Source organism: Paractinoplanes atraurantiacus, assembly GCF_900215205.1.
Classification (GTDB): Bacteria; Actinomycetota; Actinomycetes; order Mycobacteriales; family Micromonosporaceae; genus Actinoplanes; species Actinoplanes atraurantiacus.
Genome location: NZ_OBDY01000038.1, coordinates 75,387 through 96,643, shown reverse-complemented (window position 1 = coordinate 96,643; position 21,257 = coordinate 75,387). Strand labels below are relative to the sequence as shown.

Below are 21,257 nucleotides of genomic sequence, written 5' to 3'. Positions count from 1 at the left end.
GGGTTGAAGGGGCACGACGGCTGGGGGTTGAAGGGGCACGACGGCTGGGGGTTGAAGGGGCACGACGGCTGGGGGTTGAAGGGGCACGACGGCTGGGGGTTGAAGGGGCGCGGTGGTTGGGGGTTAGAGGGGCGCGGTGGTTGGGGGTTGAAGGGCGCGCGGTGGTTAACGGCCTGGGGGGCCTACCAGTTGGGTTTCGATCGGGGTGTGGGCCAGGGCCGCCCAGCGGACGGCTCGGCGGTTCACCACGCCGACCATGTCGGGGCGGATCTTGGTCATCCACTGGGCCACCTCGCCCAGGCCCAGGGCGCCGCCGATGAGAGTGGCCTCGTCGGGGCGCAAAGGCTGGAGGACGAGCAGGTCGGCTCGGGAGGCCACGTCCACGTCGGCGGCGGAGAACTCGTCCCGGACCACCAGCGTGGCCTGCCAGCCGGCGCCGGGGCGGGTGTCGGAGCCGACCGGGCCGATGTCCACGACGACCAGGAGGGGCTGCAAAGCTGAGCCGGGGGCGATCTCGACCGGGCGGCCGGGTGGGACGACGGCGATCGACTCGCCAGGGACGGCGGCGCCCCGCACGAAAGGCTCCCACGCTCGCGGGCGGGCGGTCTGGACCATGACCCGGGCGCCCAGGGCCATCGCGCGCAGGACGACGAGCTGGGCGCAGCGGACGCCGCCGATCAGCAGGACCCGGGTCTGCTCGGGGCGGAACAGGCGGGCGACCACCGGGTTGCCGTGGCGGTTGCGCCCCAGCATCAGGCCGGACGTGCCGACCGGCAGGTCGAGGCCCTCGAGTCGCTCGGCCGGCTGGAGGCCGTCGGGCGGCAGGCCCGGCACCGCGGACGGCGAGCCACCCAGCGGGAGGGTCGCCGACAGGCCGGACAGTTGCTCGCCGTCGAGCCGGCGCACGCTCGCCTGCTCGGCCGCGACCACCTTGTGCAGGGCCTGGGCGGCGGTGCCGAGCGTGCCGGTGTCGGGGGCCGCGAGCCGGATCGTGAGGTCGAGGGGGGTCGGGCCGTGCGCCGGGCGCGGGCCGGCCGTCAGCGACACCGTGGTCGCCGAGGCGGGCAGGGTGAGCAGCCGGGAGATCAGCCGCCGCGACGTCTCGACCCGCGGGTCGGGCCACCGGCGCAGCTGAAAGGTGCTCTGCGCCAGCCCGCCGACGCGCAGGCCAGGCCACGTCTCCTGGGCCGGGCCGACGCCGTCGTGATGGGCCAGCTCGGCGATGACCCGCATCGCGGCCGCCTCACCGAGCGGCTTGGCCGGCACGGCCGACAGGCGGCGGACGAGCTTGCGCACCAGTCCGGAGAGGGAGCGGTGGAGTTCCTCGGGTGACCAGCCCTCGGCGCGCAGCACCCGGACCGCGAGCAGCGCGCGGCTGTGCCCGAGCAGGCGGCCCTCGGTGAGCTGACGGTAGGAGTTGGCCGGGGTGCCGGCGCCGGCCCGCAGCGACGGGGCGGGGGCGCCGGTCAGCAGCAACTGGATGAGCACGGGCGGCAGCTCGGCCTCGGCCGAGGGCAGCAGCGAGGCGGGGGAGGGCAGCGACGCCGAATCCTCGGCGAGCAGGCCCGCCGGGTCGCCCAGCTCGAGCACGGCGGTCAGGCCGCGGCCGTCGACGATGATCGCCGCGGGGTCGCCGGCCAGATCGGTCTGCTCCACGCGCGCACCGGGGGCGACGAGCTCGAGCAGCGCGGCCTGGGTGTCGACCGCCGCCGCATGCCGCCGGCCCCCGAAGCGGAGCATCACGCCGAACCACTCGAACAGCCAACGCCGGCGCAGCCGCAGCCACGTCACCGCGAGGACCAGCAGGGCGACGGCGGCGCCGGCCGCGAGGCCGATCGGCCCGTTCAGCGCGCCGACCACGACGGCGACCGCGGCCACCTGGGTGGCGACGATCTGACCGGCCCGGACGCCGAACAATCGTCCACCTCGGACCGGTCGCATGCTGACCTTGGGTGACGGCTTGGCCGGGCCACTGAGGTCGCGGTAGTCGCGGTCACCCGCCACGCCGACCGTCATCACACACCGCCCTTCGCGCCGCGTTTCTCCTTGTGCGGGCCCATCGTAGGGGCAAGGGCCCACCGGCGGGGCGCCCTGTGGACAGTGCGAAAGTTATCCACAGGTTGCGATCCCCGAGCTTTCCCGTCTTGACGGACTTCGCTACGGTCGGCGACGTACCTGAAGAGTAGTCGGCCGCTCACGGCACGCCCCACGGCTTGTTTGCTGGGGCTAGCCTGGTGGCCACCGTCGATACGTCAGCGGATCTCGGCGATCGGCGAACCGAGCGAGAGAGCGGGGTGACGTCCGGGGTGGCCCAGACGCAGGCAGAATCCGCGGTGATGGCGAAGACCGCCGCGAACTTCGACGACGTGAACGCGGGGCTCCAGCAGATGCTGAGCACGCTCATGTCCGAGCTTTCCGTGCTGAGCAGCGCGTGGAAGGGACTTGGCGCGGCCGCGTTCGAGCAGGTCAAGGTGCAGTACGCGGAAGACCTCAAGAAGCTCAACGGGGCACTCGCGCAGACCGCCGATTCGATCAAGGTGTCCGGTGTCGGCTACGACGCCTCCGACACCGAGGCCCAGAGCCGGGTTGCCAACTCCGGTGGCAGCTTCCAGCTGCCGCTCTGACGGGGAGAGAAGACATGCCCAACGACGGAGTTCTGCTCGTCAACTTCGGCGCCCTGCAGAACGCGAGTGCCGACATCCAGAAGGCGATCAGCACCCTGCAGTCCCGGCTCGACCAGCTCGAGAGCGACGCCGCTCCGCTGGTCGCCAGCTGGGAGGGTGAGGCCAAGGAGGCGTACGCCCAGCGGCAGGCCACCTGGCGCGCCGCCTCGGCCGATCTGCAGGGCATCCTGCAGAACATCAAGGTGGCCGTCGACCAGTCGGTCGAGGACTACATCCACACCGAGAAGACGGCGACTCAGCGCTTCCAGTGAGCGCCGATGCCACCTGAGACGGCCGGGCAGTCGACAGCGACTGTGCCGGCCGTTCCGTTTAGTCCGTTCTTGCGGGCCTTGGTGTCCCCCGAACGCGTACTGGCCGAAAAGTCCGGTGACGCTACGATCGGTTGTTGGCTGCTCGCTGCCAGCTACTGATCAAGGCGCTGGGAAGACCTTCCGAGCGCGTGCCGAGGGCGTCGTACACCTGCTTTACTACTCCGCGTACTGCCGCCCATTGTGATCGCGGCCTGACCTTGTAGGTTGTACGCGTTGAGATGGCCTCGTCGCGCGTGGGGAGAGGTGGACGTGTCCGAGTGGGAGCCGGCTACGGACGCCGAGGTCGCGATGCGCGATGCGTTGCGCACCGACGACCAGGAGTCGTACTTCCGCATTCTCTCCAGGGTTGACCTGCTGTTGCCGGTGTCGGCCGATGCCCTCGCGGGCCTCGCGCCGCTCGGCTGGGGCACCTGGAGCACCGGTGGGCGCACCCATGTGCTCGCCTTCACGTCGACCGCCGCGCTGCAGGCCTGTCTGGCCGACTACACGGGTTCGGCCCGGCGCGTTCCTTATCAGGAGCTCGCCAACACCTGGCCCAACCTCGAGTGGTGGCTCGCGGTCAACCCCGGTCTGCCGATCGAGGGATATCTGCCGGCGTGGTTCGTCGCGCAGCTGTCCCGGGGCGATCTGAGGCTGCCCACCCGCGGCCCGGGCCGCGAGGCGACCCCGGCGTCGGCCAAGATGCAGGACCTTCAGGCCGCCGCGCTGGCGGCGAACGCGGCCGCCACCCGTCAGGAGGAGGCCGCCCTTCCGGGTGGGCCGACCACCGAGGCGCCGTCGCCGGTTCCGGCCACGGCGGCCTACCCGCAATATCCGGCGAGCACCTCGCCGGTCGCCGCGCCGAGCGCGTACGGCCAGGCGGCCAGCGCTGCCTACGGCGAGGGCAACACGCCGTACGGCCAGCCTCTGAGCGAGTCGCCGTTCGAAGCGCAGCCTCCCGCCTACGGGCAGCAGTCGGCTCCCAGCGCCCCGGCTGCCTACGGTCAGGCCGCGGGCGCGAACCCGCCGTATGGGCAGGCGCCCTCCGCCTACGGCCAGCCTCAGGGCGACGCCACTAACACCCCGCCCGCGTACGGCCAGCCGGCGAGCCCCGCCGCGCCCGCATTTGGTCAGCCCGCGAGCACCGCCGCGCCTGCGTTCGGCCAGCCCGCCAGTCCTGCTGCGCCCGCGTACGGGCAGCCCGCCAGTCCGGCCGCGCCCGCGTACGGGCAGCCGGCGAGTCCTGCTGCGCCCGCGTACGGGCAGCCGGCGAGCCCTGCCGCGCCCGCGCTTGACCAGCCCGCGAGCCCTGCCACGCCTGCGTATGGGCAGCCCGGTGGCCTGGCCGCGAGTGCCCCGCCCGCCTACGGGCGGCCCGTCAGCCCGGCGACCGGCGGCCGTCCGGCGAGCGCTGTGCCGATCAGCGCGCCTCCGGTCAATGGACCCGGGACGTACGGCGCTCAGCCGGCCGCTAAGCCCTCGAAGGCCGAGCCGACCGGCCCCGGCGGTCTCCCGATCCGCAGCCCCGGCTCCGTGCTGCCCAGTGGCCTGCCCGCTCGCACGCCGGCCTCGGCCGGCCCCGCGACGCCGCCCGGCCCGATCAGCGCGGCCAGCGCGGCTCCGCTGGTCTCACCGATGGCTCCGCCACCCGCGGTGCCCCCGGCCTACCAGCCGCCGTCCATCCCGACCTCGAGCATCCCCTCCTCGAGCATTCCGGCGTCGGGCATCCCCGCTTCGGGCATCCCGGCTTCCGGCATCCCGGCTTCCGGGCCGCCTTCGACGCCCACGCTGGGTGGCGCGTTCGGCGCCCTCGGCAGCCGTCGTTCGGCCCCGCCGAGCGACCTTCAGGACCCGAACGCCCCGCTCCCGGTCCGCAGCCCCGGCGCCAACACCCCGCCCGTACCCGAGCATTTCGTGCCGAGCGACCCCGCCGAGAGCACCTTCGACCCCGGCTGGGCCCAGCCCACCGTGGCCACCCCGGCCGGCGGCCTGCCCCGCCGCACGGCCACGCCACCCACCGAGGAAGCCGGCGGCTTCGCCCCCGCCGAGCGCGGCGGCTTCCCCCAGGGGCCGGCCTCGCCGCAGGCCGCCGCCGCCCAGACGAGTCCCGCGGTCCAGCAGGGTGGGCTCGGCGAGCAGCCGGGCAGCAGCAATGAGCCCGGCCGCGGCTTCGGCACCCCGCTGCCCCGCCGCCAGGCCACGTCGCCCTCCGCCGGGCCGCCGGCCTCCATGACGTCGTTCCCCGCGTTCCAGACGCGCTCCGACGCCGCCCGGGCGGCCGAGACCCCCGCCGAGCGCCCGGGTCCCACCCCGCCCGTCATTCCCGGCTCGCCCGGCAGCGACCGCCCGGCCCGTCCCGGCGGGCACCCGCCGCTCGAGACTCGTGGGGCCGCTCCCTCGTACAGCCCGCCTCCGCCGGTCGATCCTTTCGTCCCGGCCAACGATGTCGAGCGGGAGCTCTACGAAGCCGCCGGTGGGCACAGCACCGATGCCTTCCTCTCCACCCTGCTGCTCGCCACCGTCCTCGTTCCGGTGGCCGACCACTCCCGCCCGGGCAGCGCCCCCGGCGAGTCCGGTTTCGCCTTCCGCACCGAGCAGATGGACGGCGAGGCTTTCCTCATCGTCTTCACCAGCAAGGACCGGCTGGACGAGCACTACGCCCAGCCCACCCGCACGGTCGGCGTCCGGTTCTACGAGCTGATCCGCAACTGGCCCGACCCGGCCTGGTCGTTCGCGGTCAACCCGAACAGCCCGATCGGCGCGAAATATCCCGGGCCGCAGGTCATCGCCCTGGCCAACTGGGCCGCCGAGGCCGGCCTGGGCAACGACCCGGACGCGCCCGTGGCCGACGAGGCGGTCACTCCGGTGCCCGCTCCTCAGCCGGCCAGCGACGACGCCCAGCACGCGACCGTCATGCAGAAGACGCTTCCGCCCGACCAGGTCGACTACTACCTGGAGCGCGGCTACGACCGGGTCGCCGGTTTCGTGCACCGCGCGACCGAGGTGGAGCATCTGCGTACGCCGGCCGAGCTCTTCGCCGCCCTGGGTCTGAGCTATGAAGGCTCCCAGCACCAGCCGGACGCCAAGGAGGCGTACGTGCTGCGCTGGCCCGCGTATCGGCCGAGCCTCTACCGGATTCCCTACGGCGGCCAGAACGAGCAGGCGCTGCGCGCCATGGACGGCTGGGTGATCGAGCGGGCGCCGTTCCGGGGCAACGGTTTCGCGCCCGGTGAGAGCCGCGACGTCGTCGCCGAGTTCAAGGTGGACAGTGTCCGGCTGCCGCACGGCTCGCAGCTGTGGCGGATCGACGTGGACGGCAACGAGCGCATGGTGGCGATCTTCGACAACGACGGCCCGCTGTGGCGCCGGGTTGGGGAGCAGTGATGCGCGACGGATACGTGGCCACCTGGCAGGGCCGGGAGTACGACGCGGTGCCGGACGGCGACAACGTCCGGATCTACCGTGAGGAGCCGGCTGACGGCTTCGAAGAGGTACGCCCGGGCCGGTACGTGCGGGTGCTGAGCCCCAACGAGTACGAAGAGCTGGTCTACGTGCGCACGACCTGTTCGTGGCGCGGCGCCCCGTTCATCGTGCTGGCCGAGACCGACTCGTGGCTTCGGGTGGAGTACGCGGGCGGCCGCGCCCCGATCGCCCGCCAGCTCGGCCTCGAGGAGTTCGACTTCGGCGTCTACCAGGGGTGGGCCCCGGTGCATGAGGTCTCCGAGCTGCACGAGCAGCGGATCTAACTGGTCTTCGCCCAGCGGAGGATCTCGCCGGTGACCATGTCGGTCGCCTCCTGGTGCAGGAAATGGCCGGCGTCGGGGATCAGCCGCCACTCGTACGGCGCGATGACGTAGCGCCCGGAACCCTGAGCCGTGCGGGGCAGGGTGGCGGTGTCGAGCTCGCCGTGCAGTTGCAGGGTCGGAGTGACCAGGGGTTTCTGCATCAGCTTGACGAATCGGTAGCCTTGGAGCCGGATCGCGCTGCGGAAGACCCAGCGATAGGCCTCGAGGGCGCAGAACGCCGCCTGCGGGATCTGCATGGCCTCGCGGCACCGGCGCACGTAGTCGTCGAACTCGGGCGTCTCTCTCCACTGGGGACCGGTCCAGCGGGTCATCAGCTCGCCGACCATCGCCGCGTCGTCGCGGGTGAGCACGTGCTCGTAGCGCGGCACCTGGAAGCGCAGCGCCGACGTGGAGGCGGAGAGCTGGCCGCGCGGGTCGGCGAACAGGGCCGCCCGCAGCCGCAGCGGGTGGGCCGCGCCCAGCACGACCAGGCGGTTGACCAGCTTGGGATGGAACGCGGCGGCCGCCCAGGCGATCATGCCGCCGGCGCCGGCGCCCACGATGGTCGCGTTGCGCTCGCCGAGGGCCCGGATCGTGCCGGTGACGTCGGCCGCCATGGTGTAGCCGTCGTAGCCTCGCGGCGGCTTGTCGCTGGCGCCGTAGCCGCGCAGGTCCATCGCCACGGCCCGGAAGCCGGCGTCGGCGACCCGGGGCAGGATGTCGTGCCAGGCCCACCAGAACTCCGGGAAGCCGTGCAGGAACAGCACGAGCGGGCCGGTGCCGGCCTCCACGACGTGGAAGCGGCTGCCGTTGGCGCCGACGAAGCGATGTGTCCACGGGCCGTCCACCAGCACGCACGACTCATCCACCCGACCGCCCATGCCCTCCAGGGTAGGCGCTCGCGTCAGCTGCCTGCGACCATGGCCCGTACGAGCGTGCCCGGTTGGCCCTTGCCGCAGTTGATTTTCGTCGGGCCGGGGTTCACTCGGGCACGGATCGCGGTGCCGGCGGTGACCGGTACGGCGCCGGCCGAGTAGAGGCTCCAGGTGACGCCGGTGTCGTCCTTGACGGTCAGGCAGGAGCCGGAGACGCCGGTGACCTTGCCGTTCACCCACCCCGGCTGGATGCCGCCGACGTTGGGCACGTGCACGCCGGCGGGGCGGCTGGGGGTGGCCGTCGGGGCCGCGGCCGACGTCGACTGGCCGGCCACAGGGGCCGGAGGCGAGGAGACCGGGGCGGGCGCGGCGGTGCCGGGCGGCGGCGCGGCCGCGGTGACAGAGCTGGTGGCCGCCGCGAGAGGAGCCGCAGGGGCCGGAGCAGCCGCGGCGGGCGGCGGGGAATCGCTCGAACACCCGCTCAGCACCACTATGCCGAGGGACAGCGCTACCGCCGTACCCCCAAAGGTCTTGACCATGGAACCCCCGTGACCGAAGCGCCGCGGCCCTGACGGGCCGCGGCGCCACAGCGTATAGGAAACGGTCAGTCCTCGGACTTGGTGTTCTTCATGCCCGACGAGATCAGGTCCATCACCGCGGAGTCCTGCAGCGTGGTGACGTCGCCCAGCGAGCGGCGCTCGGCCACATCCTTGAGAAGACGGCGCATGATCTTGCCGGAGCGGGTCTTGGGCAGCTCGGGAACGAGCATGATCTGCCGCGGCTTGGCGATCGGGCCGAGCGTCTTGGCCACGTGGTTGCGCAGGTCGACGTTGAGCTTCTCGCCCGCGTCGCCCTCAGTGTCCACATTGCCCCGCGGGATCACGAAGGCCACGATCGCCTGGCCGGTCGTCGGGTCGGTCGCGCCGACCACCGCCGCCTCGGCCACCGACGGGTGCGACACCAGGGCCGACTCGACCTCGGTGGTGGAGATGTTGTGCCCCGAGATCAGCATGACGTCGTCGACCCGGCCGAGCAGCCAGATCGCGCCGTCGTCGTCCTTCTTGGCGCCGTCACCGGCGAAGTAGATCCAGTCGTCGCCGGTGCCGGCGCCGGCACCGAAACGCGACCAGTACGTGTCGATGAACCGCTTGTCGTCGCCCCAGATCGTGCGGAGCATCGACGGCCACGGGTCACGCAGCACCAGGAAGCCGCCACCGCCGTTCGGCACCGACTGGGCCTGGTCGTCGACCACGTCGGCCGTGATGCCGGGCAGGGCGGTCATCGCCGAGCCGGGCTTCGCCGCGGTCACGCCGGGCAGCGGCGAGATCATCACGCCGCCGGTCTCGGTCTGCCACCAGGTGTCGACGACCGGGGTCTTGTCGTGGCCGATGTTCTTGCGGTACCACATCCAGGCCTCGGGGTTGATCGGCTCGCCGACGCTGCCCAGGATGCGCAGCGACGACAGGTCGTAGCCGGCCGGGATGTCGTCGCCCCACTTCATCATCGTGCGGATGAGGGTGGGCGCGGTGTAGAGGATCGACACCTTGTACTTGTCGACGATCTGCCAGAAGCGGTCACGGCCCGGGGTGTCCGGCGTGCCCTCGTACATCACCTGGGTCGCGCCGTTGGAGAGCGGGCCGTAGACGATGTAGGAGTGGCCGGTGACCCAGCCGATGTCGGCCGTGCACCAGTAGACGTCGGTCTCCGGCTTGAGGTCGAAGACCGCGTGGTGCGTCCACGACGTCTGGGTCAGGTAGCCGCCGGTGGTGTGCAGGATGCCCTTCGGCTTACCGGTCGTGCCCGACGTGTAGAGGATGAAGAGCGGGTGCTCGGCGTCGAACGCCTGCGCCTTGTGCTCAGCGCCGGCCTGCTCGACCGTCTCGTGCCACCACTTGTCCTTGTCGGTCCAGGCGACCTCCTGGCCGGTGCGGCGCACGACCAGCACGTTCTCGATGCTGGGGCACTGGGCGACGGCCTCGTCGACGGTCGGCTTGAGCGCCGACGGCTTGCCCCGCCGGTATCCGCCGTCGGCGGTGATCACGAGCTTGGCGTCGGCGTCCTTGATCCGGGTGGAGAGAGCGTCGACCGAGAAGCCACCGAAGACCACGCTGTGGGTGGCGCCGATGCGCGCGCAGGCCAGCATCGCCACCGCGGCCTCGGGGATCATCGGCATGTAGATCGCGACCCGGTCGCCGGCACCGACACCGAGGCCGGTCAGCGTGTTCGCGGCCTGGCTGACCAGCTTGAGCAGGTCGGCGTAGGTGATCGTGCGGGTGTCGCCGGGCTCACCCTCCCAGTGGATCGCCACCTTGTCGCCGTGGCCGGCCTCGACGTGCCGGTCGACGCAGTTGTAGGCGATGTTCAGCTCGCCGCCCACGAACCACTTGGCGAACGGCGGGTTCGACCAGTCGAGCACCTGGTCCCACTTCTTCGCCCAGGTGAGGCGGTCGGCCTGCGTGGCCCAGAAGGCGAGCCGGTCGGCGGCCGCCTCCTCGTACGCTTCGGCCTTGACGTTGGCGTCGGCGGCCACCTGCTCCGGCGGCGGGAACTGCCGCGTCTCCGATGACAGGTTCGCCAATGTCTCGCTCATGAGGGCGGCTCCTCTTCACTGCTGACCGGGGCTTCTTTGTTGCACATTAGTCAGGCCTGATGTGACCGGCGAGGGTTGCGTCACCCAGCGCGCCGGGTGGCATCATGGGCGCGCTGGATGACCGCCCATTGATCGGTCCTGCGCGAATCTTGCCAGTTCCGAGCCGTTTTGTGCAGCCCATGTTTCTGTAGTCTTACCGGCGTGGATCCACTCGCCCCGCTGCTCGAGCTCGCCGACGTCGCTCCGGCGCTGACCGAAGCGCGTGATCGCGTCGACGCCGCGATGCGTCACCGCGCTCTGCGCCGTCACGGCGGTCAGGTGGCGGCCGAGGCCAGCCTGCGCGGCGCCGTGGCCAGCGCCGCGCTGGAGGGCAACGTCTACGACCTCGACGAGGTCCGCGGTGGCACGGTCACCGACCCGGTGGTCCAGGGCGCCCTGCGCGTCGCCGAGAGCCTCGGCGGCCTCGTCGATCTGTGGCCGCGCGCTCCCCGCCAGGTGCTGGCCAAGCTGCACGTGCTCGCCGCGCGCGGCGTCGTCCCGGCGGCCGATCTGGGCCGTCTCACCGGCGCCGCCGACCGCGTCGACGCCCTCTCCGGCCTGGTGGCCGGCAACGACAAGACGCCGCCCCTGCTGCTGGCCGCGATCGTGCACGCCGAGCTGATCACGCTGCGCCCGTTCGCCGGTCCGGCCGGCGTCGTCGCCCGCGCCGCCGCCCACCTCACGCTGATCAACCGCGGCTTCGACCCTCGCGGGCTGGTCGCGGTCGAGGTCGGCCACCACAACCGCGAGCCGGAATACGTCGGTTCGGCCGGCGCCTACGCGACCGGGACCCCCGACGGCGTCCGATCATGGCTGCGTCATTACGCCGCAGCGGTCACAGAGGCCGCCGATGAGATCACCCGCATCGGCGATGGGGTCCTCGCCTCCGTCTGATCGGTCAGTCTTTTCCGCACACCGCCGGATCATGACAATTCCGCTGGAATACTCGCTCGCGTGGAGACGACCTGGGAGCGCCCGTACACGCCGGGTACGGGACGTTGGCTGGTAATCGGCTGGGAGATCGCTGCATTGGCGTTGCTCGGCTGGGCCACGGCTCGCCAATTCGATCTCAGCGGTCACGGCATCCGCGTGCTCGCCGGCGTCCTGGCCGCCGTCTGGGTGCTCGGCTCCTACCGCATCCTCCAGATGGGCGCCTACGTCGGCCCGGCCGGCCTGCGCATCCGCGGTCTGCTCCGGTCACACACGATGAGCTGGGCCGAGATCGCCCACGTGCGCCTGCACAAAGCCACGCACAAGCTCGGCCCGTGGGAGATCGAGAGCGGGCTGACGGTCCTCATCGAGCGCGCCGACGGCTCCACGGTCAACACCGAGCTCTGGGCGCAGGGCGTCGACTTCCACTCGCGCCCCAAACTCTTCAAAGCCGTCTATCACGAACTGCGCAACAGGCATCTAGAGGCAAGAAACCCCATTTAGTACGCATCCGCGAGAAGCCCCCGCTTCGTCGCACCGGCTGGGTGCAACTCGTTCTCCTCACGCACGACCGGCCGGTTCGGTGCTCACGCTCAAACCGTCAAAGGCAGAAAATAGAGCCGGCGTCCCGCATGGGGCGCCGGCTTTGCGCGTCCGGACCGGGTTATCAAGCGTGCACCTGGGTCGTTGTCGACGGTCCAGAGCCTCGCGAGTCCACTGTGGGAGCCCGGTGGCCCAGGTCCCGCCGCAACGTGCCTGCCGTGGCTGATCGCGCGTGGGTTCCCGGTGGCCGTGCACGAGATCCGGACTACGGAATTTCCGGTTATCCCGGGCTTTCCGCTTCGAACCTCGCCAGTTCTTTCTACGCCCGTCGCCGCATGATCGCCAGGGTTTCCGGGCCCAAAGTGCGTCCTCGAAATTACTCAGACCGAAGGCATTCGCGCTGGTCATTGACCTTGCGCCCGGCGACTGGCGGCCCTGTCGCATCGGGGCGCTGGTGCCAACCCCGTACAAAATAATGTGAAGTCAGGCCAGAGTCTTGGTGCGCCGATGGCGTGCGTAGATCGCGATGCCGATGGCGGCGCCGACGCCGACGCTCAGAGCGGCGGCGACCGGGACGGCCGGGCGATCGCGCAGGCGCCTGCTCAGCGGGATGGGGTGGCGGAACTCGAGGATGGGCCAGGAGTTCTCGACGGCGGCGCGGCGCAGGGCGCGATCGGGGTTGACGGCGCTGGGGTGACCGACCGCCTCGAGCATCGGCAGGTCGGTGACCGAGTCGGAGTAGGCATAGCACTCGGCCAGGTCGTAACCGCGCTCGGCGGCCAGCTCACGGATGCCGACCACCTTGCTCGGGCCGGCCGCGTAGAACTCGACCTCGCCGCTGTAGCGGCCGTCGACGATGCTCATGCGCGTCGCGATGACATCGGTGATGCCCAGCAGCGCCCCGATCGGGCGGACCATCTCGTCGCCCGAGGCGGAGACCAGCACGACGTCGCGGCCGGCCGCCTGATGCTCGGCGATCAGCGTCGCCGCCTCGGCGTAGACATAGGGGTTGATGAGCTCCTCGAGCGTCTCGGCGACGATCTGCTGCAACTGCTCGACGCGCCAGCCTTTGGAGAGCGCCGCGAGGTAGTCACGCGTGCGGCTCATGGTCTGCTCGTCGGAGCCGCCGCCCAGCCGGAACATGAGCTGTGCGTAAGCGGATTTCACGACGTCGCGGCGGCTGATCAGGCCATCACGGTAGAAAGGCCGTCCGAAGGCCAGCGCGCTGGACTTGGCGATGACGGTCTTGTCGAGGTCGAAAAACGCGGCACTGAGGCCCACGGGCGGCAAGTGTAGCCGTACCGTGCCGACCTTCGTGGCCCTCGGCGCGTCGAGCCCATCGATGGTGACGCGCTGTGAAAACGGTCAGACGGGCAGGCATATCCCACTCGGACACAATCGGTACTCGACTGCGCTGCATCCGTGAGGCATGCTTGTGCTGTTGCGATCGGGATTCATGTTGTTACGGTTGCGCTCTTTTACTCAAGCCCTCGGTGATTACGCCCCCCGTAATCACCGAGCGATTCGGCTCGACCCCCCCGGAGCCGAATCCTCGGACGGCCCCCGTCTCCCCCGACGGGGGTCGTTCCCTATGCGCCGGTGGCCCGGCTCTGATCGGCCGTCTCGCTCTCGAAGCTCAAGCCGAAGAACTCGCACAGGCCGGTGACGTCGAGAACGCGCCGGAACGACGGCGACGGGTTGACCACGACGAAGGTCGCGCCGGCCTCGCCGGCCGCGCGGTAGCCCTCGATCAAGGCGCCGAGGCCGCTCGAGTCGATGAAGCTCGCCGCTCCGAGATCGATCCGCACGGTCGGTGGTGACCACTCGGCGACCGCCGCGCGCACACAATCCGCCAGCTCGTCAGCGTTTGAGAAGTCGACCTCGCCCGCGACGACGATCGTGGCCCCGCCGTCGTCGGCGAGTGTGCGCTGGAACGAGCTCTCCATGCCAACCCCATCCGTGTCCCGAAACAACATACCCAACAGGCCTCAGCGGTAGTCCGTCCGTAGCACATCCGGGCCGCGTCCGGTCGCTATCCACAGGCGCTCCGGCTGTCCACAGGCCCCGTTGCCGAGCCCTACCGGCCTTCGCCACCGTGGGCGCCATGTCCGCACCTCGCCTGCCCCTCGTCGTCACCGCCGACCCCGACCTGCTCGATGACCTGCTCCGGCTCGCCGCCGCCGGAGGCACCCAGGTCGACGTGGCGCCCGACCCGGTGGCCGCCCGCGCCCGGTACGGCCTGGCCCCGCTGGTCATGCTCGGGGCCGACCAGCTCCAGGCGTGCGGCCGGGCCCGATTACCCCGCCGCTCACGGGTCGCCGTCGTCTACCGCGGTGAGCTGCCGCCGGTGCTCGACCGGCTCGCCCGCGCCAGCGGGGCCGAGCACATCATCGAGCTGCCGACCGCCGAGGCGTGGGTGGTCGACCGCTTCGCCGAGCAGCGTGACCAGCCGGTGGGCCGGGTGGTGGCCGTGATCGGCGGCCGTGGCGGCGCCGGCGCCAGCATCCTGTCGAGCGGTCTCGCGGTGACCGCCGCCGGCGCCGGGCACCGCACGCTGCTGATCGACGGCGATCCGCTCGGTGGTGGCCTCGACCTGCTGCTCGGCTGGGAACACGAAGACGGCCTGCGCTGGTCCTCGCTCGCCGAGACGGAGGGCCGGGTCGATCCGCCAGCGCTGATCAGGGCGCTGCCGCACCGGGGCGATCTGGTGCTGCTGTCGTTCGCCCGCAACGAGTCGCCGCCCGTGCCCGCCCCCGCGATGGCGGCGACCATCGACGCCGCGCGCCGGGCCCGCGACGTGATCGTCGCCGACCTGCCCCGCCGGCTCGACGACGCCGGGGTGCTGGCGCTCGAGTCGGCCGACCGGGCGCTGCTGATCGTCCCGGCCGAGGTGCGGGCGGTGGCCGCGGCGACCCGGGTCGCCCAGATGGTGCTGACCCACCGCGACGAGCTGTCGGTGGTGGTCCGCGGCCCGGCGCCGGGGCGGCTCAAGCCGCGCGACGTGGCCTCGTCGCTGAAACTGCCGCTGGCCGGGGCGCTGCGGCCCGAGCCGGCGATGTGCCAGGCCCTCGAGCGTGGCATAGCGCCCGGCGAGACGGGCCGGGGCGAGCTGGCCGAGCTCTGCCGCCGGCTGGTCGGCGAGCTCTTGGAGGCGGCATGACGGCGTACGGGTCCGCGCCCGCGGTGGCCGGGCGGGTGCGCCACCGGTTCGCGATGGAGGGTGTCGAGGCCACTCCGGCGGCCGTGGTGCAGGCGGTGCGGCGGGAGCCGGGCGCGGCGGTGCTGGGCGACACGGCGGTGCTGCGGCTCGCCGACCGGGTGCGCGACCAGCTCGTCGGCGCCGGCCCGCTGGCGCCGCTGCTCGACGACCCGGCGGTGACCGACATCCTGGTCAACGGCCTCGAGGTCTGGGTCGACCGGGGCGCCGGCCTGTGCCGCGTGCCGGTTCCGCTGGGCGATCACGACGAGGTTCGCCGGCTCGCGCAGAGGCTCGCGGCGGCCTGCGGGCGGCGGCTCGACGACGGCCGGCCGTACGCGGACGCGCGCCTGCCCGACGGCACCCGGCTGCACGCGGTGCTGCCGCCGGTCGCCACCGACGGGCCGTATCTGTCGCTGCGCACGTTCCGGCAACGGCCGTTCACCCTCGACGAGCTGGTCGATCACGGCACGGTCCCGCCGACGGTGGCCCCGGTGCTGGCGGCGATCGTGGCGGCCCGCCTGGCCTATCTGGTCACGGGAGGCACGGGCAGCGGCAAGACCACCCTGCTGGCCACGCTGCTCGGCCTGGTGCCGCCGACCGAGCGGGTCGTCCTGGTCGAGGACGCGGCCGAGCTGCGCCCGGTGCATCCGCACGTGGTGTCCCTGCAGACGCGCACGTCGAACGTGGAGGGCGCCGGCGCGATCGGCCTGACCGACCTGGTCCGCCAGGCGCTGCGCATGCGCCCCGACCGCCTGGTGATCGGCGAGTGCCGCGGCGCCGAGATCGTCGACCTGCTGGGCGCGCTGAACACGGGCCACGAGGGCGGCGCGGGCACCCTGCACGCGAACGCGCCGGCCGACGTGCCGGCCCGCCTGGAGGCGCTCGGCCTGCTGGGTGGGCTGCCCCGCGCGGCGCTGCACGCGCAGGTGGTGGCGGCCCTGCAGGTGGTGCTCCAGGTCCGGCGGGGCGAGCAGGGCCGGGTGCTCGAGTCGGTGAGCGTCCTGCTCCCGGCCGGCGACCAGCGCCTGGCCACAGTGGTCCCGGCCTGGCGACGGCTGCGCGGCCCGGGGCCGGGGGCGGCGGCTCTGGCCCGGATGCTGGCGGCGCGAGGCGTCCGGATCCCGGCGGTGCTCTCGCCTCCGCAGGGGACGTCATGAACTGGTGGGGTCCGTGTCTGGTGATGGCGGCCGCGCTGGCGATCGTCTGGCGGGGAGGGCCGCGCCCACCGGCGGTGTCGCTCGTAGATTTGCGCCGGCGGCTGCTGCCGGTCGCGACGGCCCGGCCGCGACAGGCGCTGGCGTGCGCGGTGGGCGGCACGATGGCGGTGGCCCTGATCGCGGGCGGCCCGGTCGCGGCGATCGTCGCCGCGGTCTACGCCGGCCTGGCCGGCCGCGCGCTGATTCGGCGCTCGGCCCGCCGCCGAGCGGCCGCGAACAGGGCGGCCGCCCTCGACCTGCTGGCCGCCCTGGCGGCCGACCTGCGCGCCGGCCTGCCCCCGGCGGAGATGAGTGTGGGGCGGTCGCAGGCCGTGGAGGCCGTGGCGGGAGCGGAACGGCTGTCTCGGCTCACGGCGGCGGTGTGGCAGCTGGCCGAGCGGACCGGGGCGCCGGTGGCTGACCTGGTGGAGGGGATCGAGGCCGACGCGCGAGCGGCCGATCGGGCGGCCGCGCATGCGAACGCGCAAGCGGCCGGGGCGCAGGCGACGGCGATGTTGCTGGCGGCCCTGCCGATCGGTGGCATCGGGCTGGGCCTGCTGATCGGCGCCGACCCCCTGTACGTCCTGCTCCGAACGCCACTGGGTGGGGTTTGCGCCGTCACGGCGGTGCTCCTGCAGGGCGCGGGGCTGCTCTGGGCGGAAAGGCTGGTCGGGCAGTGACCGCGGTGTGCGAGCTGGCGGCGTTCCTGCGCGCGGCCGGGCCGGTGCGGATGCCCTCGCGGATGTGCTGCGTGGCCGCGCTGGTCGGGCGTGAGGCGCCCGACGCGGTCGCCGAGCTGTGCGAGACGCGGTCGGGCGACGTGCTCGACCTCGACGACGCCGACCTGCTGACGCCGGCGGCGGCGTCGTGATGCCTCTACTGATCGTCGTGGGGGCGGCGTCGTGATGGCGTCGCTGGTCGTCGTGGCGGTGGTGTCGTGATGGCGTTGCTGATCGTTGCGGCTGTGGCGGTGTTGGTGGCGCCGGGGAGCCTTCCCCGGCGGCGTGCTCGGCGGCCGCTGTCGCCGGTCTGGGGGCGGCTGGCGTCGGCCACCGGCGCCGCGGTGGCCGTGGCCGTGTTCATCGGCACCTGGTGGGGGCTGCCGGTCGGGGCCGTTGCCGGAGTGGGGGTCGAGCGGCTTCTCCGGCGGCGGGAGCCGGCCCGGGTTCGACAGGAGCGGCTCGCCGCGGCGGCCGACCTGCCGCTCGGCGCCGACCTGTTGGCGGCGGCGTTGCGGGCGGGTGCCCCGGTCGACCGGGCGGTGGCCGCGGTGGCGGACGCGCTCGACGGTCCGCTGGGTGTCCGGCTGAGACGGACGGCGCGGTCGCTTCACCTGGGCGCCGCGCCGGACGAGGCCTGGGCGCATCTCGCCGACATGGCGGGAGCGCAACGGCTGGTGGCGGCGGCCATCCGCTCCAGCGCCAGCGGGGGAGCGCTCGCGGGCGCGCTGGCCCGGCTTTCCGGCGACCTGCGAGCCGACCTGGCGGCCGCGGTCGAGGCGAAGGCCCAGCGGGCGGCGGTCCTCATCGTGCTGCCGCTCGGCCTGTGCTTCCTGCCGGCGTTCTTCCTGGCCGGGCTCGTCCCGGTGATGACCTCCGTGCTGAAGGACGTGCTGTGAGGGCGCTCTGACTCCGTGGCCGGCCATGTGTGGTGGCCGGGCGCGGTGCTCGATGGCCGGTCGCTCTCCCGGCGGCCGGCAGGGAACACAACCGAAGGAGAACCACGTGCGCAAACTGATCGCCAACTTCGCCCGGCTGCGGACCGGGGCCGCCGACGCCGGGATGAGCACCGCCGAGTACGCCATCGGCACGCTGGCCGCCGTCGCGTTCGCCGGAATCCTGTTCAAGGTCCTCACCAGCGGCAGCGTGCAGGCGGCGCTCGGCGCGGTCATCGCTCGGGCCCTGAAGTGAGACGGCGCCGGTGGCCCGGCCGCGACCGGGGAGCGTTCACGGCCGAGCTCGCGGCCGGGCTGCCGGCGCTCATGCTGCTGCTGGCGGCCGGGCTGACGGCCGTCAAGGCGGTGACGGTCCACGCCCAATGCGTGGCCGTGGCCCGGGACGCCGCCCTCGCCACAGCACGCGGTGAGCCCGCGCCGGGCGCCGCAGCCGGGCCGGCGGGTGCGGTCGTCCAGATCAGCGGAGAGGGGGAGATGGTCACGGCCCGGGTGAGCGCGCCCGTCCGTCTGCTGGGCGGCGGCCTCACTGTGCTCACGGTGGAGGGTTCGGCCGTGGCCGCGCGTGAGCCCTCAGCGGCGGTCGGCACCGGATGACGGGCCGGGAGCGTGATCGAGGGGCCGCGTCGATCTTGTTGTTGGCGGTGGGGCTTTGTCTCGTGGCGGCCGGATTGGCCGGAGCGGCCGTCGGGTCGGCCCGGGTGGGGCGGCAGCAGGCTCGGACGGCGGCCGATCTCGGGGCGCTGGCCGGCGCGGCGGAGGCGATCTACGGGGAGGGGGTGGCCTGTGCGCGTGCGGCGCGGTTCGTCGTGGCCAACGGCGCGCGGATGACGTCCTGCGTGGTCACCGGCCTGGAGATCGTGGTGCGGGTGACGGTCGAGCTGGAGCCGCTGCCCGGCTTCGTGGGAAAGGCCACCGGGGCGGCCCGGGCGGGCCCGATCCAGGCGCCGCCCTGATCCCGGCTCAGGTCGTCGGGGTGTCGAGGGCCTGGGTGTCGAGGGCCGGGGCGCCGGTGGTGGTCAGGGCGGTGAGGACGGCGTCCAGGACCTGGACGGCGGCGGGCTTGTGGAGGGGGTTGTTGCCGTTGCCGCATTTGGGGGACTGGACGCAGGACGGGCAGCCGGTCTCGCAGGTGCAGGCGGCGATGGCCTCCCGGGTGGCGCTGAGCCAGTCGGTGGCGGTGGCGTAGGCGCGTTCGGCGAAGCCGGCGCCTCCCGGGTGGCCGTCGTAGACGAAGACCGTGGGGGCCCCGGTGTCGGCGTGGTTGGCCGTCGAGAGGCCGCCGATGTCCCAGCGGTCGCAGGTGGCGATCAGGGGGAGCAGGCCGATCGCGGCGTGTTCGGCGGCGTGCAGGGCGCCGGGGACGTCCGGGGGCTCCACGCCGGCCGTGGTCAGCGCGTCGGGGGTGATCGTGAACCAGACGGCCACTGTGCGCAGGTCGCGGACCGGTAGGTCGAGCGGCTTGGTGTCGATCACCTCGCCGGAGCCGATGCGGCGGCGCTGGTAGCTGACCACCTGGCTGGTGACCTCGACGTCGCCCAGGAAGAGGCTGACCGGGCCGGCGTCCACCCGGGAGCGGACGCCGAGCACCGACACGTCCGTGACGTCGCGAGCGTGCGTCGACCAGTCCGGCTCCTCCTGGTGGACCAGGGCGATCGCGTCGTCCAGGTCGAGGTCGTCGACCACGAAGCTGACGCCCTGGTGCAGGTAGACGGCGCCGGTGTGCAGCATCATGTGCGACGAACCCTGGTCGACCGTGCCGAGCAGGCGGCCGGTGGACGCCTCCACCACCGAGACCGGGGCGCCGCCGGCGCCGCGCAGGTCGACGTCGGGGCGGCCGGGATGCGTCCAGTACCAGCCCGACGGGCGGCGGCGCAGCGCGCCCGAAGCGGTCAGGCCCTCCACCGCGGCCCGGGCCGGCTCGCCCCCGAACAGCTCCAGATCGGCCTGGGTCAGCGGGGCCTCCGAGGCGGCGCAGCAGAGTTGCGGGCCCAGCACGTACGGGTTGGTGGGATCGAGCACGGTGGCCTCGACCGGGCGGCCGAACACGGCCGACGGGTGATGCACCAGATAGGTGTCCAGCGGGTCGTCGCGGGCGATCAGCACGGCCAGCGCCTCGCCGCCGGCACGGCCGGCGCGGCCCGCCTGCTGCCACAGCGACGCCCGCGTGCCGGGGTAGCCGCAGATCAGCACGGCGTCGAGGCCGACCAGGTCGACGCCCAGCTCCAGCGCGTTGGTCGAGGCCAGCGCCAGCAGCTCGCCGGAGAGCAGCGCGCGTTCGATCTGGCGGCGGTCCTCGCGCAGGTAGCCGGCGCGGTAGGCGGCCACCCGGTCGCCCAGGCCGGGCACTGCCTCGTCGAGCTGCCGCCGCGCGATCGTCGCGACCACCTCGGCGCCGCGCCGCGAACGGATGAAGGCCAGCGTCCGGGTGCCCGCCGTGACGGCGTCGGTGAGCAGGTCGGCCGTCTCCCGCAGCGCGGACCGGCGCACCTGCGGCAGCTCCACCTCGTCCAGCTCCGCCAGCGGGACGGCCCCGTCAGCGGCGGGAGAGGAGGTCGGCTGGGATGGGATGTGGTTCAAGTCGGCGGGAGCGGGTTGGAGCGGGGGCTCCCACAGGGCGAAGGTCATGGCGCCGCGGGGGGAGGCGTCCTCGGTCACGGCGGTCACCGGCAAGCCGGTCAGGCGGGAGGCAGCGTCGGCCGGGTCGCCCGAGGTGGCCGAGGCCAGGACGAAGGTGGGTGTGCCGCCGTAGCGGGCCGCCGTGCGGCGCAGGCGGCGGATCGCGTGCGACACGTGGGAGCCGAAGACGCCGCGGTAGGCGTGGCACTCGTCGATCACCACGTACGTCAGACGGCGCAGGAAGGACGCCCAGCGCGAATGCCCCGGAAGCATCGCATGATGCAACATATCGGGATTTGTGAGTATCAGCCGGGAGTGCTGGCGGATCCACTCCCGTTCCTCGCGCGAAGTGTCACCGTCGTATGTGGCCGGGCGCACGCCGGAAAGGTTCAGGCGGGCGACGGCCCGTAGCTGATCAGCGGCCAGGGCCTTCGTCGGCGAGACGTAGAGCGCCGTCGCCCGCGGATCGTTCAGCAGGGCGGTGAGCGCGGGCAACTGATAGGCCAGCGACTTCCCCGACCCCGTCCCGGTCGCGATCACCACGTGGGTTCCGGAGTGGGCCATCGTGGCCGCGGTCGCCTGGTGTTCCCACGGCGACTTGATGCCGTGTGCGGTCAGGGCCGAGACTAGATCAGCCGCGGCCCAGTCCGGCCACGGTGCCGTGCGCCCCGCGCGCGCGGGCAGATTCTCGACGTGTGTGATCGGCGACGGCTGGGCCGATGAGGTGCGAGCCTTCAGCAGGTGCAGCAGCTCGGCGGGGCCGAAGGCGGTCGACGTCACGCACAGCACTGTGACACCGGAATGCCGCGAACCTCAAACGGGTACGACGGTGGGT

At 72.9% G+C, this 21,257-nt stretch carries 21 protein-coding genes; 14 read left to right on the top strand and 7 right to left on the bottom strand.

The window, feature by feature from the left end; genetic code table 11:
* Positions 1–165: 165 nt before the first annotated feature.
* Positions 166–2,016: a type VII secretion protein EccE gene (gene eccE, locus CRP55_RS46420; protein WP_097328489.1), complete on the bottom strand. Its 1,851-nt coding sequence runs from the start codon at positions 2,014–2,016 to the stop codon at positions 166–168.
* Between the two features lie 218 nt (positions 2,017–2,234).
* On the opposite strand from eccE, the gene CRP55_RS46415 reads away from it, so the two are divergent.
* The 4 genes from CRP55_RS46415 (at position 2,235) to CRP55_RS46400 (ending at position 6,720) form a co-directional block, all read left to right on the top strand.
* The gene (locus CRP55_RS46415) at positions 2,235–2,624 is read left to right on the top strand and encodes a WXG100 family type VII secretion target (RefSeq protein ID WP_342751623.1); all 390 of its coding nucleotides are present in this window, start codon (positions 2,235–2,237) and stop codon (positions 2,622–2,624) included.
* Positions 2,625–2,638: 14 nt separating this feature from the next.
* Positions 2,639–2,935, top strand: coding sequence for a WXG100 family type VII secretion target (locus tag CRP55_RS46410; protein ID WP_097328488.1), 297 nt, complete (start codon positions 2,639–2,641; stop codon positions 2,933–2,935).
* 309 nt (positions 2,936–3,244) lie between these two features.
* Complete coding sequence (locus CRP55_RS55395) at positions 3,245–6,358, top strand: SseB family protein (protein WP_245923786.1); 3,114 nt, start codon at positions 3,245–3,247, stop codon at positions 6,356–6,358.
* Complete coding sequence (locus tag CRP55_RS46400) at positions 6,355–6,720, top strand: UCP033725 family protein (protein ID WP_097328486.1); 366 nt, start codon at positions 6,355–6,357, stop codon at positions 6,718–6,720. Before CRP55_RS55395 ends, CRP55_RS46400 begins: the two co-directional genes overlap by 4 nt.
* Here the strand turns inward: CRP55_RS46400 and CRP55_RS46395 are convergent.
* The 3 genes from CRP55_RS46395 to acs form a co-directional block, all read right to left on the bottom strand.
* The gene (locus tag CRP55_RS46395) at positions 6,717–7,640 is read right to left on the bottom strand and encodes an alpha/beta fold hydrolase (RefSeq protein ID WP_097328485.1); all 924 of its coding nucleotides are present in this window, start codon (positions 7,638–7,640) and stop codon (positions 6,717–6,719) included. The genes CRP55_RS46400 and CRP55_RS46395 overlap by 4 nt on opposite strands.
* Positions 7,641–7,663: 23 nt before the next feature.
* Positions 7,664–8,173 carry a hypothetical protein gene (locus CRP55_RS53690; RefSeq protein ID WP_179855647.1) on the bottom strand — a complete coding sequence of 170 codons (510 nt, stop codon included), beginning with the start codon at positions 8,171–8,173 and terminating at the stop codon, positions 7,664–7,666.
* A gap of 65 nt (positions 8,174–8,238) precedes the next feature.
* Complete coding sequence (gene acs, locus CRP55_RS46380; RefSeq protein WP_097328482.1) at positions 8,239–10,224, bottom strand: acetate--CoA ligase; 1,986 nt, start codon at positions 10,222–10,224, stop codon at positions 8,239–8,241.
* A gap of 201 nt (positions 10,225–10,425) precedes the next feature.
* Here acs and CRP55_RS46375 point away from each other — a divergent pair, with 201 nt between their 5' ends.
* Together CRP55_RS46375 and CRP55_RS46370 are read left to right on the top strand one after the other, a co-directional pair.
* Positions 10,426–11,157, top strand: coding sequence for a Fic family protein (locus CRP55_RS46375; protein WP_097328481.1), 732 nt, complete (start codon positions 10,426–10,428; stop codon positions 11,155–11,157).
* Positions 11,158–11,217: 60 nt separating this feature from the next.
* Entirely contained in the window at positions 11,218–11,697 is a 480-nt protein-coding gene (locus CRP55_RS46370; protein ID WP_097328480.1) for a PH domain-containing protein, read from the top strand.
* A gap of 522 nt (positions 11,698–12,219) precedes the next feature.
* Here the strand turns inward: CRP55_RS46370 and CRP55_RS46365 are convergent.
* The gene (locus tag CRP55_RS46365; RefSeq protein WP_097328479.1) at positions 12,220–13,017 is read right to left on the bottom strand and encodes an HAD family hydrolase; all 798 of its coding nucleotides are present in this window, start codon (positions 13,015–13,017) and stop codon (positions 12,220–12,222) included.
* Positions 13,018–13,325: 308 nt separating this feature from the next.
* Complete coding sequence (locus tag CRP55_RS46360) at positions 13,326–13,682, bottom strand: STAS domain-containing protein (RefSeq protein WP_097328478.1); 357 nt, start codon at positions 13,680–13,682, stop codon at positions 13,326–13,328.
* Between the two features lie 158 nt (positions 13,683–13,840).
* Between CRP55_RS46360 and ssd the strand changes: the two genes are divergently transcribed.
* The 8 genes from ssd to CRP55_RS46320 all read left to right on the top strand — a co-directional run bounded on the left by ssd (position 13,841) and on the right by CRP55_RS46320 (position 18,759).
* Positions 13,841–14,896, top strand: a complete 1,056-nt coding sequence (ssd, locus tag CRP55_RS46355; RefSeq protein ID WP_097328477.1) for a septum site-determining protein Ssd — start codon at positions 13,841–13,843, stop codon at positions 14,894–14,896.
* Positions 14,893–16,092: a TadA family conjugal transfer-associated ATPase gene (locus CRP55_RS46350; RefSeq protein WP_097328476.1), complete on the top strand. Its 1,200-nt coding sequence runs from the start codon at positions 14,893–14,895 to the stop codon at positions 16,090–16,092. The genes ssd and CRP55_RS46350 overlap by 4 nt, the downstream gene beginning before the upstream one ends.
* Entirely contained in the window at positions 16,089–16,811 is a 723-nt protein-coding gene (locus CRP55_RS46345; protein ID WP_245923785.1) for a hypothetical protein, read from the top strand. The genes CRP55_RS46350 and CRP55_RS46345 overlap by 4 nt, the downstream gene beginning before the upstream one ends.
* Positions 16,808–17,002 carry a hypothetical protein gene (locus CRP55_RS46340; protein WP_097328475.1) on the top strand — a complete coding sequence of 65 codons (195 nt, stop codon included), beginning with the start codon at positions 16,808–16,810 and terminating at the stop codon, positions 17,000–17,002. Before CRP55_RS46345 ends, CRP55_RS46340 begins: the two co-directional genes overlap by 4 nt.
* Before the next feature lie 69 nt (positions 17,003–17,071).
* A complete protein-coding gene (locus CRP55_RS46335; RefSeq protein ID WP_097328474.1) occupies positions 17,072–17,749 on the top strand; it encodes a type II secretion system F family protein in 678 nt (225 codons plus the stop codon).
* A 163-nt stretch (positions 17,750–17,912) separates the two neighbouring features.
* Positions 17,913–18,041: a DUF4244 domain-containing protein gene (locus tag CRP55_RS46330; RefSeq protein ID WP_438865854.1), complete on the top strand. Its 129-nt coding sequence runs from the start codon at positions 17,913–17,915 to the stop codon at positions 18,039–18,041.
* Complete coding sequence (locus CRP55_RS46325; protein ID WP_097328472.1) at positions 18,038–18,400, top strand: TadE family type IV pilus minor pilin; 363 nt, start codon at positions 18,038–18,040, stop codon at positions 18,398–18,400. Before CRP55_RS46330 ends, CRP55_RS46325 begins: the two co-directional genes overlap by 4 nt.
* Positions 18,401–18,462: 62 nt before the next feature.
* Complete coding sequence (locus CRP55_RS46320) at positions 18,463–18,759, top strand: Rv3654c family TadE-like protein (RefSeq protein WP_245923784.1); 297 nt, start codon at positions 18,463–18,465, stop codon at positions 18,757–18,759.
* A 7-nt stretch (positions 18,760–18,766) separates the two neighbouring features.
* Here the strand turns inward: CRP55_RS46320 and CRP55_RS46315 are convergent, their stop codons facing one another.
* Entirely contained in the window at positions 18,767–21,202 is a 2,436-nt protein-coding gene (locus CRP55_RS46315) for a DEAD/DEAH box helicase (RefSeq protein WP_245923783.1), read from the bottom strand.
* Between the last annotated feature and the right edge of the window lie 55 nt (positions 21,203–21,257).

Coding starts and splice junctions, on each gene's coding strand:
- eccE (WP_097328489.1), bottom strand. CDS start 2,016: ATGACGGTCGGCGTGGCGGGTGACCGCGACTACCGCGACCTCAGTGGC.
- CRP55_RS46410 (WP_097328488.1), top strand. CDS start 2,639: ATGCCCAACGACGGAGTTCTGCTCGTCAACTTCGGCGCCCTGCAGAAC.
- CRP55_RS46395 (WP_097328485.1), bottom strand. CDS start 7,640: ATGGGCGGTCGGGTGGATGAGTCGTGCGTGCTGGTGGACGGCCCGTGG.
- CRP55_RS53690 (WP_179855647.1), bottom strand. CDS start 8,173: ATGGTCAAGACCTTTGGGGGTACGGCGGTAGCGCTGTCCCTCGGCATA.
- acs (WP_097328482.1), bottom strand. CDS start 10,224: ATGAGCGAGACATTGGCGAACCTGTCATCGGAGACGCGGCAGTTCCCG.
- CRP55_RS46360 (WP_097328478.1), bottom strand. CDS start 13,682: ATGGAGAGCTCGTTCCAGCGCACACTCGCCGACGACGGCGGGGCCACG.
- ssd (WP_097328477.1), top strand. CDS start 13,841: ATGTCCGCACCTCGCCTGCCCCTCGTCGTCACCGCCGACCCCGACCTG.
- CRP55_RS46350 (WP_097328476.1), top strand. CDS start 14,893: ATGACGGCGTACGGGTCCGCGCCCGCGGTGGCCGGGCGGGTGCGCCAC.
- CRP55_RS46345 (WP_245923785.1), top strand. CDS start 16,089: ATGAACTGGTGGGGTCCGTGTCTGGTGATGGCGGCCGCGCTGGCGATC.
- CRP55_RS46335 (WP_097328474.1), top strand. CDS start 17,072: ATGGCGTTGCTGATCGTTGCGGCTGTGGCGGTGTTGGTGGCGCCGGGG.
- CRP55_RS46330 (WP_438865854.1), top strand. CDS start 17,913: ATGAGCACCGCCGAGTACGCCATCGGCACGCTGGCCGCCGTCGCGTTC.